This window comes from bacterium (assembly GCA_040757115.1).
In the GTDB taxonomy this organism is placed as follows: Bacteria; UBA9089; CG2-30-40-21; order CG2-30-40-21; family SBAY01; genus JBFLXS01.
On the sequence record JBFLYA010000061.1, the window covers coordinates 1 to 19,065 of the forward strand.

Sequence of the window (19,065 nt, forward strand, 5' to 3'; positions counted from 1 at the left end):
TGATTGTGGAAAACAACAAATTTCCATAAATTTCTATTAGTTTCTATTAATTTCAATTTTTTTAATAATATCTCCCTATCTCCTTAATCTCCACATCTCCTTTTGTTACACTACCTGAACGCTTACATTTATTTCTATGTCTTCTCTGTTCCTCTGCGTCTCTGCGGTAAATTACCACCTGAACGGTTACGAAAAAACTTTATCACCCAATCTTCTTGGCGAAGGTTGGGTTTTTTGTTGGATAAACGGTCATAACCGTGCGATTCACAGAAATAGCTTTTAGTTCGAGTGTCTGACATTATTTTCAGGAGAACCAATGGATACAATACTACTTTTAGGACACGGCAGCAGATTGACAGCGGCAAATACCCCACTTAAACAGATGGCTGATATGATAAAAGAGATGGGGAATATCCCTTGTGTAGAAATAGCCTTTCTGCAGTTTAGCAAACCTGATTTCTTTGATGGCGTGTCTGCTTGTGTGTCAAAAGGTGCCAAAAGAATAATTATCTATCCCTATTTCCTCTACAAGGGAAGACATTTCTATGAAGATATTCCTGAAATGATTGAGGAAGCACGGAAAAGATACAGTGATGTTGAATTTATCCTCACCGAACCTATTGATGTGCACGAAAATATTGCAAAGATTATCGTTGAAAGATTAAAGAATGAAATTAAAGAGGTAAAAATCCTTAAACCTCACGAGATAGAAGGGAAAAGCCTTGAAATAATTAGCGAAGAACTTGGACAGACTAATTTCACAAATACAGAATTATCTGTAGTAAAACGGGTTATCCACGCTAGCGGAGATTTTGATTTTGTCCAAAATATGCGTTTTCACCCTGATGCCATTGAGTCAGGGATAAAGGCAATAAAAGCAGGCAGGGATATCTTAGTGGATGTTAAAATGGTAGAGGCAGGGATTAATAAAGAGATGCTTGAAAGGTGGGGAGGAAGGGTTATTTGTAAAATAGGGTCGGATATATCAGAGAAGTCTGACTATAAAACCAAAACAGAAATGGGCATAGAAATTGCCGCAAGAGAAAATAATAATATTGGTATCGTTGCCATTGGCAATGCACCTACGGCACTTTATAAAACGATGAAACTGATAAGAAATGGTGTTTTCAAGCCTGAATTGGTAATTGGTGTGCCAGTAGGATTTGTTAAAGCAAATGAGTCAAAAGAAGTGCTTCTCCATATGAAGTATCCATTTATTACCTCTCTTGGAAGAAAAGGCGGAAGCCCTGTAGCAGTTGCCATTGTGAATGCACTATTAAAAATGGCAGAAGAAGGTGAGAAATAAAGACCTCTTTAAAAAAGTGTAAAAAAAAACTTGACTTTTTAATGGCATTGTGTTATCATTATTAAAAAAGTAACACAATCTACAAAGTAGGCAGCCCAACTATAACGCATTCTTCAAGGGATAAATCCTCATTTAGCCCAAAGGTGGCTGTTGTCTATAACCCGTCTGAGAAGACAACCTTAAGGCTATCTCTGGGAAAGGCATTCAGACCTCCTACGGTTTATGAGCTCTACTGCACCTGGTCATACGCTGGTAAAACTTATGCTTGCAACCCAGATTTAAAGCCAGAGACTACCATATCGTGGGATACTGGTGTGAACCAAAGGTTATGGAAAGGGGCAAAGCTCGGATTGACATATTTTGAGAACTACATAGAAGACCTTATCTATAACAAGACGGTTTCAGCTACTTATGAGCGTATAAATGTAGGAAAGGCGGAAAGTAAAGGTGTAGAATTTGAGGTAGAACAGAGATTTGAAAAGGGACTTCGGCTCTTTAGCAACTTTACCTATACGAATGGAATGATAAAAGAGAATGAGGCAGCCACTAAGACTGTGGGTAAGAGGCTGACCCAGACACCCCAGAAGATGTTTAATCTTGGGGCTGAATTTGAAAAAGGTGGTTTCTCTACCTCTTTAGTTGGCAGGTATGTGAGCAAGAGATACAGTAAGGATGATAATAGCGATGTAGTTAACAATGTCTATATGTCATACGATCCGTATTTTGTTACAGATGCAAAGCTCTCTTATAATTTTAAACAGATGAGTGCTTCCCTATAGTCTGGAGGCAATAATAAAATACTAAGTAACTGTTGCGATAGAGACTATAATGCTTGGAAAAGATGATTATAACTAAAAAATTAACTAAACATTTCGGCAAAATAAAGGCAGTAGAAGGGCTTAATCTGCAGATTAATAAGGGTGAAATCTTTGGCTTGCTTGGACCAAATGGTGCAGGCAAAACCACTACTGTCCGTATGCTCAATACCTTGACGCTACCAACTTCAGGCTCTGCAGAGATTGATGGGCTGGATGTAGTAAAATCTGCTAATAAGGTTAAACGCTTGATTGGTGTCTGTCCGCAGGAGATGAACCTTGATAAAGAGCTTACAGCCAGGGAAAATTTGCGTATCCATGGACTGCTTTATCGTATGGAGGGTATTGAACAGAGGATAGATGAGCTGCTTTGCTGGTGTGGTTTGTCTGAAAGGGCAGATAATTTATTAAAGACATTTTCTGGCGGTATGCTCAGAAGATTGCTTGTTAGCCGCTCTATGATGCATCAGCCAAAGGTGCTGTTTCTGGATGAGCCTACAGTTGGGCTTGACCCGCAGGTTAGACGCCAGATCTGGGATATTATCCGCGAGCTGAATAGGCAGGGGGTCACCATCTTGCTTACTACCCATTACATTGAGGAGGCTGAATTGCTCTGTCAACGGGTAGGTATCCTCAATCATGGTAACTTGATTGCCTTAGGCAGCCCTGAAGAACTAAAGGAAAGGGTGGGCCATTTTGTAGTTGAGTCCCTTGATGATGGGGTGACTAATTATAGCTTGTTTGATAACCGAGAGGAGGCTTATAGTTTTGCGGAACAAAGGGTTGATGATGTCCGTATCCGCGAGGCAAACTTAGAGGATGTGTTTATTAAGCTCACGGGTGAGAGGATGAATTAGCCCAAAAACCTTTTAAGTCGTTTAAGGGCTGTTTTATAAACCTCAAGGTCTCTTCGGAACCCAACAGCAATTACTTCCACCAGAACCTTGTGTTTAAATATCTGGTAAACTATCCGATATTGCCCCACAGGGAGTTTGTATAACCCTTTCAGGGACTTTCGCAGAGGTTTGCCAAACTTATCTGGAGCAGTCGTAAGCTTGTAATTAATTTCTTTCAATATGCGACGCTGATTCTCCTTTGAGATATATTTGAAGTCTTCTTCAAGAACAAGGGTGTCAATTTCAACCTGATACATTTAACCAACCCTTTTCATGGCTTCTTCAAGAGGAATAGTTTTTCTATCTTTGCGGTTTAGCCTCTGTTGAGCAAGATTCTCAAGGGATAAATCTTCAAGTTCTTCGATTAACTCGGTCATTTGCTGATAGCGATCGTAATCCAGGATAGCCATGATAGGCCTATTTCTCTTAGTGAGTACAACATTCTTTTCTTTGGCAGCATTTAAGATTTGGTTGAAATGTGTCCTTAATTCAGAGACACCAACTAAGGTAGTTTCTTCTTTTATAGTAAACATAATCTAACCTCCTGATGATACACCTTATTGATTGTTAAATTGTACAATGAATTGCTAAAATTGTCAAGGAGATTTTTGATGAATTTCTATCCTATATTTTTACGAGAGATGCTTATCTTTAAGCGTCGGTTACTGCGTATCAGCTATCTATTCTCAACTATGGTTACACCATTGCTTTATTTAGTTGCTTTTGGACTGGGGCTGGGTCAGAGGCTTAGTATGGATGGGGTTTCTTATCTTATGTTTGTGGTGCCGGGTATTTGTGCGATGAGCTCCATGATTAATTCTTACACCTGGATTGCTACCTCAATTTCCGTTGGCAGGCTGCATTTCAAAACCTTTGATGAATACCATGTAAGCCCGGCAACCGCAGGGGATATAATGTTAGGTGAGGTATTATCCGGGGTAGTTCGCGGGCTCTTTGCTTCAAGCTTAATCCTCATAGCCGGGGCTATCTTTGGGGCAGGATTCCCGATGAATCCTCTGTTTTTGATCAGCTGGCTTCTAACCTGTTTGATCTTTGCCTGCTTTGGGGTTATCTCTGGATTCTTAGCAAAATCGCATGAGGATACAGCTACCTTCTCCAACTTCTTTATTATGCCGATGGCATTCTTTTGCGGCACATTCTTTCCCATAGATAATCTGCCGCCATTTATCAAATGGTTTCTCTATATCCTGCCGCTTACCTATGCCAGCAAAACATTAAGGGCAAGTTTTCTGGGAGAGGAGGTAGAAATAATCTCCCTGGTGATTATGCTTGCTATTTTTGTAGCCTGTTTCTACTGGGGGGTGCTAACTATCAGGAGGTCAAACAGATGAGAGAGAAAGAATATAGGACTTATGGGGGAATCTTTTTAATTTGTGCTCTTTTTCTTTGTGGCGGTGCCAGACAACAGCCTGCTGTTAAAGGTGAAATCACAGGTTATGATGATTTTGGCAGGAAGATAGTTCTGGATAGAGCACCTGAGCGGGTTGTGGTTATCAGTGCCAGTCCTATAGATGCCATATTTGAGATGGGGGCAGGGGATAAGATTGTTGGTGTGCCTGATGGTATTAGCCGCTCGTATCCGCAGACCTGCAAACAGTATCCGTCTTTGCTTGAAAGACCACAGGTAGGAGGCTTTAGTAATCCCAATCTGGAAAGGATCATCTCACTCAACCCTGACCTGATTATCTGTTACGACTCCAAAGATACACCTGGAAAGTATAGCAAAACCTTTAAAAAGATGGGGCTTGTTTATGCGGTCTTTACTACCCCTGAAGGGGTGGATTCAGGTCTGAGGCAGATAGAACGCTTAGGGGTTTTGCTGGGTAAGAAAGAGGAGGCAAAGGCATTGGTCAAGAGGCTAAAGCTCAGGATAGAGGAGGTGGTTTCCCAAATCAGCCCGCAAACAAAGAGTCGTCCTCTGATTTATTTCTGGTGGGGAACTGGCAATCTCACCTACGGTAAACGGGCAGCGATTAATGAACTGATTGAGTTAGCGGGTGGAATTAATTTAGCCGCTAAATTCAACCGCCAGTATCTGGAGCTTTCACCAGAATATGTCCTCAGTAAGAATCCAGAGGTGATTCTCATCACCTACTGGCAGGAAAAGGATAGAGAACTTAGAGTAGCAGAGCTCAAAAGCCGGCCTGGCTTCAGTCAAGTGAAGGCAGTAAAGAATAACCGCATATACACCATAGATGGGCACTGCTTTCAAACACCTGTGCTGTTTGCCGAGGCACTATGTAAATTAGCCGAGTTTATTCATCCGGAATTGATAAAAGGGAAGTAGCTAATGGAGAAAAGATATTTGCTTGTTTTGGGTATTTTACTGGCTGGTTTAATTGCTGTCTGCCTGATAGCAATTATGGTTGGTCCTATTTTTATCCACCCCTTGATGATTATTAAGATATGGCTTAGCAAGGTATTAGGGGGGTTAATTCAGCAGAGCTGGAGCAATATCCAGGAGACCATAGTGGTTGATATTCGCACCCCACGGGTTATCCTCTCCGGCTTAGTTGGTATGGGGTTGGCAATAGCCGGGGCAGCGATGCAAGGGTTATTCCGCAATCCTATGGCAGAACCCTATGTTCTGGGTATGTCTTCTGGTGCGGCTTGCGGTGCGGCATTGGCAATTGTGCTGGGTATAGGTAAACTGTGGGGAGGGTTCTCAATTTCTGCTCTATCTTTTATTGGCGCTACTACAAGTATATTTCTGGTCTATAATCTTGCCAAAACTGATGGTCGACTTCCTACAGAAACCTTGCTTTTAGCTGGTATTGCCGTAGGCTTTTTCCTCCAGGCAGTGGTCTCATTTTTAAAGATTCTTGCCTCTTCTGAGGCGTTGAGGGATGTAGTCTTATGGTTGATGGGCTCTTTCTCCTTAGCTACCTGGGATGACATTCGCCTGGTTATTTTACCTATCTTCGCCGGAATAGGGGTAATTTATTTCCTGTCTCGGGAGCTAAATACCCTTCAATTTGGGGAGGAGACGGCCCTGCATCTGGGTATAGAGGTTGAGTGGGTAAAGAGGATTTTGCTGATTGCTTCTGCACTGGTAACCGCTGTAGCAGTATCGGTAAGCGGGATAATAGGCTTTGTTGGGCTGATTATTCCGCATGTAGCCAGGCTGATGATTGGCCCTGGACATCATATCCTGTTGCCTGCCTCAGCACTAGGCGGAGGAATATTCCTTGTGTTCTGCGACACCCTGGCAAGAACCGTTGTCCAACCTCAAGAGATGCCAATTGGAATTATTACCGCAGCAATTGGTGCACCTTACTTTATTTATCTGTTAAGACGCAGAAAAAAAGCCATTAGTTGGTGGTGAGGTGAATTATGCTCAAGATTGACAACATATCTGCTTCATATCGTGAAATGCTAGTGCTTGAGGAAATTAGCTTTCAGGTAGAAGAGAGCGAATTCCTGGGCATTATCGGACCAAACGGTGCAGGCAAGACCACCCTGTTTAAGGTAATGAGTGGGGTAAAATCTCCCTTAACAGGGGAGGTTATGCTGGAGGGGAAGAATTTGCGCAGTTTATCTCGCAAGGAGATAGCCAGGATAATGGCTGTTGTGCCGCAAAGTTCGTTTATTCCACCCCTATTTACGGTAGAGGATGTGGTTTTAATGGGTAGGTACCCACATCAAAAGAGTCGTTTTGTAACTAACCAGGAGGATATAGCTGTGGCAGAGCAAGCCATGAGAGCGACCAATACTACAGAGTTTCGCTACAGACCAGTAAATGAGTTGAGCGGTGGAGAGAGGCAGGAGGTAATCATTGCCAGAGCATTGGCACAGGAACCTAAATTACTCCTGCTGGATGAACCAACTGCCAACCTCGATATAAAACATCAGATGAGGATACTTAGGCTGGTAAAGGGATTGGTTAAAGAAAACAAAATTACAGCTATTATGATTATTCACGACCTGAATTTAGCCGCCAGATTCTGTGATAAACTTATTCTCCTGCATCATCACAGGATATGTGCCCAGGGGAAACCAGAGGATGTCCTTACCCCAGGGAATCTTAAAGAGGCATACGAAGTAGATGTAACGGTTAGCTACAATGACTTTATCGGTGCCGTGCAGATGGTAGTGAGAGGAGGACGAATATGAAAATACTAACCATTATGTGGCAAAGCTATCTAAATATGCTTGTTAAAGCAAGCAAACATCTGAATTTTGTGGAGCTTAAGGCTTATGCTTCCAGAATCCTCGAACAAGAGCCAGAGAGGATAGAGCGAGTGCTTGAGGAGGCGGCTGCATCAGATATTATCTTGCTCTATCGCTCAACAGAAGGCTTCTGGGAAACGATTGAAGGCAGGATTAAGGAGTTAGGCAAAAGGCTGCCTATTGTCTGCGTGGGACACGACCCGTCCTACTGGATGCTCTCTACAATAAAACCAGAAATAGTAGCCAGGGTCTATTCCTACCTTGTCATTAATGGTGAGGAGAACTTCACCAATATGTTGCGATATATTGTTAGAGAGGTGGGTGGGCTTGATATATCTGCCCCAGAGCCAAAGCCAGTTTCCTGGGAAGGGCTCTATCACCCGGACGCCTCAGGGATATTTAGCACCATTGATGACTACCTAACCTGGTACAACTCCCGTAACTCTAAACTCCAAACTCTAAACTCCAAACCCTCTACAGTGGGCATTCTTTTCTCCAGGCATTACTGGGTCAATGATAATCTGGAGATAGAGAATACCCTGATTCGTGAGTTGGAGCTCCTGGGATTAAATGTCATCCCGGCATTTTCTTACCCCCTCAGGGATGAGCAGCTGGGTTGCAAGGGAAGTGGGGAGGTGGTCTGTGAGTATTTCTTGCGTGAGGATGGCAGCCCACGGATTGACGGGCTTATCAATCTTCAGACATTTCTCCTGAGTAACACAAGCGATAATCGGGATGGGGTGGAGATACTAAAAAGGCTGGATGTGCCAGTATTATCTCCAGTAACATCCTTTTATAAAACCATAAATGAATGGCGGGATGACCCTTCTGGTCTGGGAAGCTTTGTTGGTTGGTCAATTGCTCTGCCAGAGTTTGAAGGGGTGATTGAACCGCTGATTGTAGGTGCACTAAGCAATGAGCAGAACAAGATGCAACTGCGAATACCGATTGAGGAGCGATGCCGGAAAGTTGCCCGACGGATGGCTATGTGGATGCGCTTGAGGCAGAAGCCCCCCCAGAATCGCAAGGTAGCTTTTATCCTGCACAACAACCCCTGTGCCTCAGTCGAGGCAACTGTAGGCGGCGGCGCTCATCTGGATACCTTAGAGAGTGTAGCTTCTATAATGCAGCGTATGAGGGAGGCAGGCTATAGTGTTGAGCCGCCAGATGACGGCAAAGAGCTTATCACAACCATTATGGAGCGCAAGGCTATTAGCGAGTTTCGCTGGACCACGGTGGATGAGATAGTCAAAAAAGGCGGGGTTTTGAAGCAGGTAACCAGAGAAGAATACCAGGACTGGTTCGATACGCTTTCACCCAAAGTGAGGGAGCGAATGATTGATGCATGGGGGAATCCGCCTGGTGAAGAAAAGAACGGTGTGCCACCAGCAATGGTCTATAACGGCAAGATAGTGGTTACAGGCGTGCACTATGGCAATACAGTGGTTTGTGTTCAACCCAAGCGGGGTTGTGCTGGTGCCAGATGTGATGGACAGGTCTGTAAGATATTGCATGACCCGGATATCCCACCGCCGCATCAGTATCTGGCTACATATCGCTACCTTGAGTATGATTTTGGGGTAGATGTAATTGTGCATGTGGGCACGCACGGCAACTTAGAGTTTTTGCCTGGCAAAGGCACCGGATTATCTGGTGACTGCTATCCAGATATAGGTATCGGCGACCTGCCGCATCTTTATATCTATAATGCTGACAACCCACCTGAAGGCACTATTGCCAAACGCAGAAGCTGTGCTACACTGGTTGACCATATGCAGACTGTAATGACACAGGGTGGGCTGTATGATGAGCTTGAGGAGTTAGGACGCTTCATTGGTGAATATGAGCAGGTAAAGGATGTTGACCCAGCACGAACACACGCACTCCAACACCTGATTATGGAGACGATAGAAAAGACCAATCTCAGCAAGGAGATGAGGTTAAGCCAGGATGTAGGGTTTGACGAGCTGGTAAGGCGTGCTCATGGAGTGCTCTCCCGCATACGAAACACTCAGATACAGAATGGGATGCACATCTTTGGACAACTGCCTGAGGGAGAAATGCGGGTGGAATTTATCAACTCTATCCTGCGTTATGATGGAGGGGAGGAGCTTTCTCTACGAAGGGCAATAGCCGCCACCATAGGTATGAATTTATCTGATATGCTGGCAAATCAGGATAGGGTATGTCCGCATCATCAGAAGAGCTATGGAGAGTTGCTGGAGGAGGTGGATACAGCCTGTAAGGGATTTATTCGGCAGGTTATTGGTCTGCAGGACACAGACACCAGCCCGGTTGATAGTCTCCTGTGGACTAAACTGCGAGAGCGGGTGCTTGATCTGAACCGCAGAATCGATCAATCACAGGAGATAGCCTCACTCCTGCACGGATTTAGCGCTGGGTATATCCCGCCAGGCCCCTCGGGCTTGATTAGCCGGGGCAGAGACGACATCCTGCCTACAGGCAGAAACTTCTACTCCCTTGACCCGCATCGGATTCCGACAAAGGCTGCCTGGCAGGTGGGGCAGAAATTAGCTGATGCGCTGCTTGAAAAGCATAAGCAAGAACAAGGTAGACTTCCGGAAAATGTAGCTATCTACTGGCAGTGCACCGATATCATGTGGGCGGACGGCGAAGGGATGGCACAGATTATGTCCCTTTTAGGTGTGCGGCCTCTCTGGCATCCAAATGGCAGGGTGAAAGGCTTTGAGGTGATTCCCATTTTAGAGCTTGAAAGACCAAGGATTGATATTACCATCCGTGTTTCGGGTATCACCCGAGATAACTTCCCAAACTGCATTGAGCTGCTGGATGAGGCTATCCAGGTAGTAGCCCATCTGGATGAGGTTGAGGAGCTGAATTTTGTGCGAAAACACGCCTTAGCTCAAATTAACCAGAATAGCGCCGGGAATTCCTCTAAAGAGGCCTGGCGAGATGCTACCCTGCGTATCTTTGCATCAAAACCCGGCACCTATCAGGCAGGAACACAACTGGCGGTCTATGCCTCTGCCTGGAAAGAGGAAAAGGATTTGAGTGATATCTTTGTCTATTGGAACGGATACGCCTATGGCAAGGGGATATTTGGCGAAGCAAAACATAAACAGTTGACTGATAGCCTCAAAACAGTTGACATAACCTACAACAAGGTGGTCTCTGATGAATACGACCTCTTTGGCTGTTGTTGCTATTTTGGCACGCATGGTGGGATGACTGCGGCTGCCCGGCATATCTCGGGTAAAGAGGTCAAGACTTACTACGGCGATACCCGTGAGCCAGAGCATATTGAGGTGCGGGATATGGCAGATGAGATCAGGCGTGTAGTGCGAACAAAACTGCTTAACCCAAAATGGATTGAAGGGATGAAACAACACGGATACAAAGGTGCCGGTGACATCTCTAAACGCATTGGTAGGGTTTATGGTTGGGAGGCAACTACTCAGGAGGTAGATGACTGGATATTCGATGAGATTGCCAGCACCTTTGTGTTAGATGAGGAGAACAGGAAATTTTTCGAGGAGCATAATCCCTGGGCATTAGAGGAGATCGGGCGCAGACTCCTTGAGGCACAGGGACGTGGGCTGTGGAATGCTGACCCAGAGGTGCTGGAAAGATTGAAAAATGCCCATCTTGAATGTGAGGGCTGGATTGAAGAGAAGATGGGTGATATCGAGGGTGATTTTCAAGGTGGGGCAATAGATATCCTGACTGCAGAGGATGTGTCTGACTGGAAAGCGAAGATGAAGGAGATTAGAGAAAAGATTGCACCATAAAGATTCAGGAGGATAAAGAATGAGTTGTCAAAGCATCATATACCCCTTTACTGCCATTGTGGGACAGGAGCGGATGAAGAAGGCCCTATTGTTAAATGCGATAAATCCAAACCTTTCAGGGGTGCTTATCCGAGGAGAAAAAGGTACGGCTAAATCAACTGCTGCCAGAGCTCTGGCCAATCTTTTGCCAGAGATTGAGGTGGTTGCTAACTGCCCATTTAGTTGTCATCCCCAACGCAAGGAATTGATGTGTGAGGAATGCCGACACCGCATAGCAAAGGGAGAAGATGTCCCAACAACCCGCAGGAAGATGCGGGTGGTCAACCTGCCGGTAGGGGCAACCGAGGATAGGGTAGTGGGAACACTCGACATTGAACATGCCTTAAAAACAGGTGAGAAGAGGTTTGAACCAGGTGTGTTAGCTGATGCCCATCGAGCCATACTCTATGTGGATGAGGTGAACCTATTGGATGACCATATCGTTGATGTCTTGCTTGATTCTGCGGCTATGGGTGTCAATACCATTGAGCGAGAAGGGGTCTCTTTTGCACATCCGGCTCATTTTATCCTGATTGGCACGATGAATCCGGAAGAGGGGGAGCTTCGACCTCAATTACTCGACAGATTTGGGCTTTGTGTAAATATTGAGGGCATTGACGACCCTAAGGCCAGGGTAGAGGTCATCAAAAGGCGCCAGGGCTTTGAGGAAAACCCAGCCCGGTTCGTGGCTGAATGGAATGCTGAAGAAAGGGCCTTAAGCCAGTTGATTGTTAATGCCCAGTGGCTTCTTAAGGATGTGGCTCTATCTGATGATATGCTGGAGCTGATTGCCAAAATAGCAGTAGATATGCAGGTGGACGGACATCGAGCAGATATCTTTATGATGAAGACCGCACGAACAATTGCCGCCTACCATCAACGGCTTAAGGTAGTAGAAGAGGATGTTCAGGAGGCCGCAGAGCTTGTCCTGCCACATCGCATGCGAAAAAAACCCTTTCAGGATAGGAAGATGGAACAAGAGCAGCTTGAGCAGACCATTCAAGAGCACAAGAAACAAAAAAATCCCCAGCCGACAAACAAAAGTCCACAAAATGAAGACCAGAATCAAGGTCAGGAAAATAAGGAGGATGATTGACCATCAGTCTGATGCAAGCACTCAAACCTCTTTCGAACCAGGTGAACCCTTTCGGGTAAAAAGGTTATCTCTGGCAAAAGAGCAGGAAATAAAGGATGGTGCTGGCAGAAGAAGTAAGACTGTCTCCTCTGATAAAAGAGGCAGATATACCAGGAGTGCCTTATCAACAAAGGAAAGGATTAATGATTTAGCCTTTGATGCTACCTTTCGGGCGGCAGCTCCACATCAGATAAAGAGAAGTCAGGAGTTAGAAATCAAGAGTCAAGGATTAATTATCAAGACGCAAGATATGCGGAAAAAGGTAAGAGAAAAGAAGATTGGCAATCTGATGCTCTTTGTAGTTGATTCTTCTGGCTCAATGGGAGCAAATCAAAGGATGGTTGCGGCTAAAGGGGCGATCCTATCCCTGCTTATTGATGCTTATGAAAAAAGGGATAGGGTGGGTATGATCGCCTTTAAGGGTGAGCGGGCAGAGATATTACTTCCTCCCACCAATAGTCTGGAATTGGCTTCTAAACAACTTTCTGAATTACCTACAGGCGGAAAGACACCACTCTCATCAGGGCTTCAGGTTTGCCTTGAGCTTATCCAGAAGGAATTAAGAAAGAATCAACAACTGGCAATACTGATTGTGCTCATTACTGATGGGAGGGCTAATGTCAGCCTCCTAAAAGGTGCTAATCCGTTTGAGGAAGCCAAAGCTATAGCCCTTCAAATAAAAGAGATAGGCGCAAAATCTATAGTTATTGATACAGAATCAGGCTTTATTCGATTTAAAAAAACAGAAGCAATAGCCCAGTGCTTAGGTGGAAGATGCTTTTCTATGGAAGATATAAAGGCAGAGACTATCTATGAGTTAGTAAAACAAAGGGGTGAAACATAATGGAATGGCTTAAATTAAGTATTGAATATGGAGTACTGTTCTGACCGTCTTGTTAGTCGATATACCATCCGCTTAGCATATACAGGTGAATCATTGCAATATATTCGTAAATATCCACAAGATGTTCTATCGCATTATCTGTCTAATGTAGTCTCATTTTGACAGCCAAAATTTAGCACGGACTTCGTCAATTCGTGCAATTCGTATTCTTCCCCCAAATGACTGACGCATTACTGGGTTGAAAAAATTTTAGTTGACAAACAATGAGTGATATGCTATAATAGAAAATAGTCAGATAGGTAGAGGAAGTCCTTGTGAGATTCAAGGCACTGCCCCGCAACGGTAATATCATCTAAAAAATGATGAGTCCGGTCGATTACCTATCTTTGAAAGTACTTTCGCGGGAAGGGAATAACTAAAGAAAAACTTATTACCCAATCTTCTTGGCGAAGGTTGGGTTTTTTGTTGGATAAACGGTCATAAGCGTGCGATTCACAGAAATAGCTTTTAGTTCGAGTGTCTGACATTATTTTTAGGAGAAACCGTCATGCCCCGCTGGGGCACAAAGGAAGATGAAAATGTATGGAGTGCGGTAGCTTGCTACCGCTTTCGGACAAAGCGAAAGCAAGCTTTCGCACTCCAAAGCCTATTTTCAGGGGAAATAGGAATGTAGTGAGGGTCTTTAGACCCGTTATAAATAGGAAACGCACCTAAAGGTGCTCACTACATTTTCAGGCAGTATCCAGTATAGTATGAAGTATTTTCCCCCTTTCCTACTTCCTACTTGCTTGGTATGCTGAATAGTTACAAAGGAGGTAATAAAAGATGAAGAAGTTTTGGTTAATGATTGGATTAGGATTAGGTTTAGGATTAGGTTTGACATTTGCTTCAAAGGAGATTATCCTTGCTCAAGAGCCTTTTGAACTTGAAGAGGTGGTTGTTACCGCCACAAAGGGCGAGAAAAGGATAGAGGATGTGCCGGTTAGCACATCAGTCGTAACGCAAAAAGAGATAGAAGAGAAAAAGGCAGTCTTTGTCGATGAAGCCCTCAAATATGAGCCGGGGGTCTATCTTAAGCGGGCTAAATTTGCAGATATGGGTAATACAGTTACCCTGCGTGGGTTTAGTAATCAGAATAGAACATTAGTCCTCCTTGATGGACAATCATTAAATGATGCTTATACTGGCAATGTGGAATGGTCTGCCCTACCTCTGGAAAATGTTGAAAGGATAGAAATAGTTGAGGGTCCAGTCTCAAGCCTGTATGGTGGTAATGCTATGGGTGGGGTGATAAATATTATTACGAAAAAGCCAGATGTTGAAAGTCTGCTCTTTAAGAGTTCAGCCTCTACTAACAATACCTATGTCCATTCCTTAGGCTATAGTAATAAATTCAATCGGTTTTCTCTCCGATTCAATCTGGAGAAGAAGTCAAGTGAGGGAGAAAGAACGGATTTTGTGGTTAAATCTGTCTCACCCGGCACCGGAGGCACACGGGTGACCGGCTGGCAAAAGACAAAGAATGCTAAAGGCATTGATGCTTACTTGATTGGAGATACCGGGAAAAATTGCTGGGAACAAAACCAGTACAGCGGCAAATTTACCTACTCGATAAACCCAATATCTAATCTATACCTTGCTTTAAACTATGGTCAACGGGAATACGGTTATTCGGACCCACAGAGCTATCTTAAGGATAGTAATGGCAAGCCAGTTGATAACGGTAAGATTGATCTGGGTGTAGGCACAATGACTATCTATCCCAAAGATTTCTTAAGCAGCTGGGGAAGATACAATAGTAATCTTTATCATCTCGGCTACGATACCCTGCTTGGTCTGATTAATATTAAGTCCAAGATAAGCTTAAACAAGAGGCAAAGTTTCTATATTGTCCCACAGAGCGGGGCAACTGCTCAAGGAGGTCCAGGCAAATTTAATGATACTGCCCCCAGTCAGGATATTCAGGCAGAGATACAGACAGATATCCCATTCCTTCAAGATAATCTCTTAAGTATTGGTTTAAACTATCGCTTAGATAAAACAATAATCAAAGAATATGATCTTATCGACTGGAAGAATGAAGATTCAAAAAAGACAACTAATCCGACAGTTGAAATTAAGGGGAAGGCAAAAATATCCGCTGTTTATGCTCAGACTGAGCTGGAAGTAATCAACAACTTAAAAGCTTTTCTTGGTGCCCGGTATGATACCTGGAAGAATTACGATGGCTCAAACCGTAATGGCACAAACTTGACTACCTATACGGCTATGGATAAGAAATCTATCTCCCCCAAGATTGGTTTTCTTTATAAGCCAGGATTTGAAAAGGGAATTTATCATCTGGATAACATTCGTGCATCCTGGGGTAAAGCTTTTAAACCACCAACTATCTATGAATTATATAGAACCTGCTTGATGGGAAAAACTACCTATGAAAGCAACCCTAACCTTATTCCAGAAACCAGCCAGTCATGGGAAGTAGGTTTGGACCAGAGGCTAAACAAAAAGGTAACTATTTCTGTTACCTATTTTCAAAGCAAGATAAAAGACCTTATCTACAGTAAGATTATTTCTTCAACGATTAAGCGAAAGGAGAATGCCGGAGAAGGAAAAATCGCTGGATTTGAGCTCGATACTAAGGTAAATCTTACCGATTCTCTATCTGCCTTTGGAAATTATACTCGGCAAGATACCGAAATGTTAGAAAATCCAGCTGAACCAAGTACCATTGGCAAAAATTTTGTGTTTGTTCCAGAGAAGATGTTTAATCTTGGACTTATCTTTTCTAAAAAAGCTGTAAGCTCCTCATTGCTCTGGCATTGGGTAGATAAGGTTTATCTTAATTCAGACAACTCTGATACCGAGGAAGAGGTCTATGGTGCGTATGATAAAATCAATACGGTGGATGCCAAACTGGGTTATAACCTTAAGGAGAATTTGAACCTGTCTTTAGCAGTGGATAATCTTTTTGATAAGAGATACTATCAGCACTATAAATCCCCAGGTCGAACATTTACTGTGGAGGCGAAGTGGAAATACTAATATCCACGAATGGACACGAATTGAAATGGGATAGCAAAAGGCACAGGAATGGAAGAAAAAGGATTGATAAAGGCTATTTGCTTATCGTTCCTTATTCATACAGGGGTAGCTGGCGCGATTATGCTTTTGGGAGTAGATAAATGGCATAGACAAACACCTCTCTCTACTATCGAGAGTTTCTCTGGTAGAGATTAACCTGCAATCGGCAAGTGAATACTGAACAATCAGCTAATTCGTGTAATGTGACTTGTCAACAAAAATTTAAAAAATTTAGTTGACAAACAATAAGCGATATGCTATGATAGAAAATAGTCAGATAGGTAGAGGAAGTCCTTGTGAGATTCAAGGCACTGCCCCGCAACGGTAATATCATCTAAAAAATGATGAGTCCGGTCGATTACCTATCTTTGAAAGTACTTTCGCGGGAAGGGAATAACTAAAGAAAAACTTATTACCCAATCTTCTTGGCGAAGGTTGGGTTTTTTGTTGGATAAAAAATGGGATTAGATGTTATCTTATGGACAATAGGAACACTTTTTACCCTGGGTATATTCAGCGTGAAAGTCGGTTTTGGACTTGGTTTTGGCAGAATGGGATGGAAGGTTATTGGAATGACACTTGCAGGCTATGTAGCCCTCTTTGTGCTAATAGCGATGTTTTCAGAACACTTGATTAACCTGCTTGAGCCAGTCTTGAGAAAAGGTCCATATCTTCATCTGTTTATAGCCACAGGAATGGTTGTCTGGGGATTTTTTATCCTCAGAAATCCTCACGAATGTAAAACTGAAGGTGAAATGCTTAAGCCTTCGCTTTTGCTTATTATTCCCTGTCCTATTTGCCTTATGGCAATAACCTTTTCCATCTGGGCGGCTTTAAGCGTTATCAAATTGCCGGCTATGCTGGTGGGATTTGGAATGGGGATGACATTTGCCATCTTCTCCTTTCTGCTTCTTATGGTCACACGCAAGAGAAAGTCAGCTATATCTCTTGGTTTGAGTATGATGGGAATTGGTCTTTATTTCATTGCGGCTTTATTTCTTCCGGCAAAGATTGAAGAGGCGCGGGGAATATATAACTCCTTTGTCAATGAGGGGAGTGGGCTGGCTTTAAATAATCAAATTGGTGTCTTTGTTGTTCTTTTGGGAGCTATCTTAACTGGTTTTTGTCAGAAAAGGTAACCGTTCAGGTATAGGTAAAAAGATAGTAATTATTTAGCCACAGATTAACACAGATTAGCACAGATAAAGACAGACTTTTGGGTAAATCAGGATTAGTAATGAGGTGGTATGAGAATAATGTTTCTTTTATCCCAAACCCCGAAATCAAAATCCCGATTTTTATACTTCTATTAATTTAAAAAGCAATTACTTGCGTATATTTAAAAAAATCCGTGTTTTATCTGTGTTCATCAGTGGCTGAACAGTTACCAGAAAAGGAGACTGGATAAATGAATATCCTCGCTGGACTTGAAACATTTCTATATGTTATCTCATCTGCCCTCTTTTACCCGGTAATAGCCGGGCTTGTTCTGCTCACCTTCTGGATAGTTATCTTTTTGGGCGGCTTTTTGCGGGAGTATATTGAAAGAAGGCAAGGACATTATCTTGCTGTCGAAAGGTATAAAACGGTGATATCATCTCCAGCGGTTGACACCAACCTTGACCTTCATCTGGAAAGACTTCTTCAGAAAGCCGAGCTTGACCTTATCAAATCGCTTGACCAGATAAGGTTTGTCATCAGGGTTGGTCCGGCACTTGGGTTGATGGGGACATTAATACCAATGGGCATAGCCCTTTCTGCCCTTGCCCAGGGTGATATGCCAAAGATGGCAGGAAGTATGGTTACTGCCTTTACCACTGTTGTGGTTGGATTGGCGTGTAGTGTTATTGCCTATATCCTATCTTTGATTAAAGAGAAATGGGTAAGGGCAGATATGCGGGAAATGGAATATTTAACGGAGTTAATGCTCCGAAATGCAAAATTGGAGGGAGCTAATGAAATTTTTGAAGAGACACAGACGATTTGAAAAATACGATGAGCCACTTGAAGATCCAATCTCAGGGGTAGCAAATCTGTTTGATGCCAGTGTGGTCTTTATTGTCAGTATGATGATTGCCCTTTTTATGGCTTATAATATGCTCGATTTATTAGACCCAAAATCAGAGGTGACCATCACAAAAAAGACCGCGGATGGAAAAATTGAGGTGATTACCAAAAAGGGCAAAGAGATAAAGGTGCAAAAGGTAACTGATAAACGATTAAGCGGCGAAGGCATAAGACTTGGCACTGCCTATCAGCTTAAGGACGGGAGGGTGATTTATGTGCCGGAGTAAAACAGGTAACTATATTCCCCTTTTTACACTTTAATGATGGAGTTTAGGATGTTTTGCTCGTTGATCAATATAAAGGAAAACGAGCCCAAAAATAATCATCACTATTCCGCCTATAATTACAGCATACATCTTAGTTCTCCTTTTCCAAATAGATAGCAATTAAATAAGTAGCGATAGAAATTGCAATACCTGTTAAAATCAGAGAATAGTGAATCTTTGCACCTTGAAATATTGGTGCAATAACCGATGCAGCAAAGATTATCTTTCCTGTATCAGTAAGGATATCAGCAATTCTTGCCTTTTGATTACTATTTAATTATATCAGAAACTGAATAATTTCACAGATAGATGCAGAGTTTAAATTCAAATATCAAAAATTAAATATCAAAATGACAATGCAAAATTAAAATTTAAAACTCAATGAAACTTCTAACATTTTTGCCCCAAGCATCTTAAAATAAAGGCAAAAAGTAATTTTGCATTTTAATATGTAATTTTAATTTTTGCACTTTGATTTTTGATATAAAATGTAAAGTGCACGAGCGAAGCGAGTGCCTATTTTGTTTCCTGATAATTCCAAAATTGGCATATTACTACGAGATTGTTTAGGTTATGAAGGATGCCAAATGAAAATGCTCTTGGATAAGGGTTTGCAAGTTGCATTCCCGATTTATTTTTCTTGTAATCTGAGTAA

At 42.9% G+C, this 19,065-nt stretch carries 17 protein-coding genes and 2 riboswitches; of the genes, 15 read left to right on the forward strand and 2 right to left on the reverse strand.

Annotated elements, in window-relative coordinates; translation table 11 throughout:
* The first annotated feature begins 316 nt into the window (after positions 1-316).
* The 3 genes from AB1422_07240 to AB1422_07250 all read left to right on the forward strand — a co-directional run bounded on the left by AB1422_07240 (position 317) and on the right by AB1422_07250 (position 2,978).
* On the forward strand, positions 317-1,306 hold the full coding sequence (locus AB1422_07240; protein ID MEW6619123.1) for a precorrin-8X methylmutase: 990 nt from the start codon (positions 317-319) through the stop codon (positions 1,304-1,306).
* Positions 1,307-1,407: 101 nt separating this feature from the next.
* On the forward strand, positions 1,408-2,085 hold the full coding sequence (locus AB1422_07245) for a TonB-dependent receptor (protein MEW6619124.1): 678 nt from the start codon (positions 1,408-1,410) through the stop codon (positions 2,083-2,085).
* 62 nt (positions 2,086-2,147) lie between these two features.
* Positions 2,148-2,978, forward strand: a complete 831-nt coding sequence (locus AB1422_07250) for an ATP-binding cassette domain-containing protein (protein ID MEW6619125.1) — start codon at positions 2,148-2,150, stop codon at positions 2,976-2,978.
* Here AB1422_07250 and AB1422_07255 read toward each other — a convergent pair.
* Together AB1422_07255 and AB1422_07260 are read right to left on the reverse strand one after the other, a co-directional pair.
* Positions 2,975-3,274, reverse strand: a complete 300-nt coding sequence (locus AB1422_07255) for a type II toxin-antitoxin system RelE/ParE family toxin (GenBank protein MEW6619126.1) — start codon at positions 3,272-3,274, stop codon at positions 2,975-2,977. The two genes, AB1422_07250 and AB1422_07255, sit on opposite strands and share 4 nt — an antisense overlap.
* Positions 3,275-3,550: a type II toxin-antitoxin system Phd/YefM family antitoxin gene (locus AB1422_07260; protein ID MEW6619127.1), complete on the reverse strand. Its 276-nt coding sequence runs from the start codon at positions 3,548-3,550 to the stop codon at positions 3,275-3,277.
* 78 nt (positions 3,551-3,628) lie between these two features.
* Here AB1422_07260 and AB1422_07265 point away from each other — a divergent pair, with 78 nt between their 5' ends.
* The 12 genes from AB1422_07265 (at position 3,629) to AB1422_07320 (ending at position 18,371) form a co-directional block, all read left to right on the forward strand.
* Positions 3,629-4,369: an ABC transporter permease gene (locus AB1422_07265; GenBank protein MEW6619128.1), complete on the forward strand. Its 741-nt coding sequence runs from the start codon at positions 3,629-3,631 to the stop codon at positions 4,367-4,369.
* Positions 4,366-5,325: an ABC transporter substrate-binding protein gene (locus AB1422_07270; protein ID MEW6619129.1), complete on the forward strand. Its 960-nt coding sequence runs from the start codon at positions 4,366-4,368 to the stop codon at positions 5,323-5,325. Before AB1422_07265 ends, AB1422_07270 begins: the two co-directional genes overlap by 4 nt.
* Positions 5,326-5,328: 3 nt before the next feature.
* A complete protein-coding gene (locus AB1422_07275; GenBank protein MEW6619130.1) occupies positions 5,329-6,363 on the forward strand; it encodes an iron chelate uptake ABC transporter family permease subunit in 1,035 nt (344 codons plus the stop codon).
* Positions 6,364-6,371: 8 nt separating this feature from the next.
* On the forward strand, positions 6,372-7,151 hold the full coding sequence (locus AB1422_07280; GenBank protein MEW6619131.1) for an ABC transporter ATP-binding protein: 780 nt from the start codon (positions 6,372-6,374) through the stop codon (positions 7,149-7,151).
* Complete coding sequence (gene cobN, locus AB1422_07285; GenBank protein MEW6619132.1) at positions 7,148-10,978, forward strand: cobaltochelatase subunit CobN; 3,831 nt, start codon at positions 7,148-7,150, stop codon at positions 10,976-10,978. Before AB1422_07280 ends, cobN begins: the two co-directional genes overlap by 4 nt.
* 19 nt (positions 10,979-10,997) lie before the next feature.
* On the forward strand, positions 10,998-12,113 hold the full coding sequence (locus tag AB1422_07290; GenBank protein ID MEW6619133.1) for an ATP-binding protein: 1,116 nt from the start codon (positions 10,998-11,000) through the stop codon (positions 12,111-12,113).
* Positions 12,106-12,996 carry a VWA domain-containing protein gene (locus tag AB1422_07295; GenBank protein ID MEW6619134.1) on the forward strand — a complete coding sequence of 297 codons (891 nt, stop codon included), beginning with the start codon at positions 12,106-12,108 and terminating at the stop codon, positions 12,994-12,996. The genes AB1422_07290 and AB1422_07295 overlap by 8 nt, the downstream gene beginning before the upstream one ends.
* A gap of 279 nt (positions 12,997-13,275) precedes the next feature.
* Positions 13,276-13,414: riboswitch (adenosylcobalamin (AdoCbl) riboswitch) on the forward strand.
* A gap of 407 nt (positions 13,415-13,821) precedes the next feature.
* A complete protein-coding gene (locus AB1422_07300) occupies positions 13,822-16,038 on the forward strand; it encodes a TonB-dependent receptor (GenBank protein MEW6619135.1) in 2,217 nt (738 codons plus the stop codon).
* A 48-nt stretch (positions 16,039-16,086) separates the two neighbouring features.
* On the forward strand, positions 16,087-16,233 hold the full coding sequence (locus AB1422_07305; GenBank protein ID MEW6619136.1) for a hypothetical protein: 147 nt from the start codon (positions 16,087-16,089) through the stop codon (positions 16,231-16,233).
* A gap of 105 nt (positions 16,234-16,338) precedes the next feature.
* A riboswitch (adenosylcobalamin (AdoCbl) riboswitch) is annotated at positions 16,339-16,477 on the forward strand.
* 58 nt (positions 16,478-16,535) lie between these two features.
* Positions 16,536-17,216 (forward strand): DUF2162 domain-containing protein, encoded by a 681-nt coding sequence (locus AB1422_07310; protein MEW6619137.1) that lies wholly within the window; start codon positions 16,536-16,538, stop codon positions 17,214-17,216.
* 269 nt (positions 17,217-17,485) lie between these two features.
* Positions 17,486-18,064 carry a MotA/TolQ/ExbB proton channel family protein gene (locus AB1422_07315; protein MEW6619138.1) on the forward strand — a complete coding sequence of 193 codons (579 nt, stop codon included), beginning with the start codon at positions 17,486-17,488 and terminating at the stop codon, positions 18,062-18,064.
* Positions 18,033-18,371: a DUF2149 domain-containing protein gene (locus AB1422_07320; protein MEW6619139.1), complete on the forward strand. Its 339-nt coding sequence runs from the start codon at positions 18,033-18,035 to the stop codon at positions 18,369-18,371. Before AB1422_07315 ends, AB1422_07320 begins: the two co-directional genes overlap by 32 nt.
* The last annotated feature ends 694 nt before the right edge of the window (positions 18,372-19,065 follow it).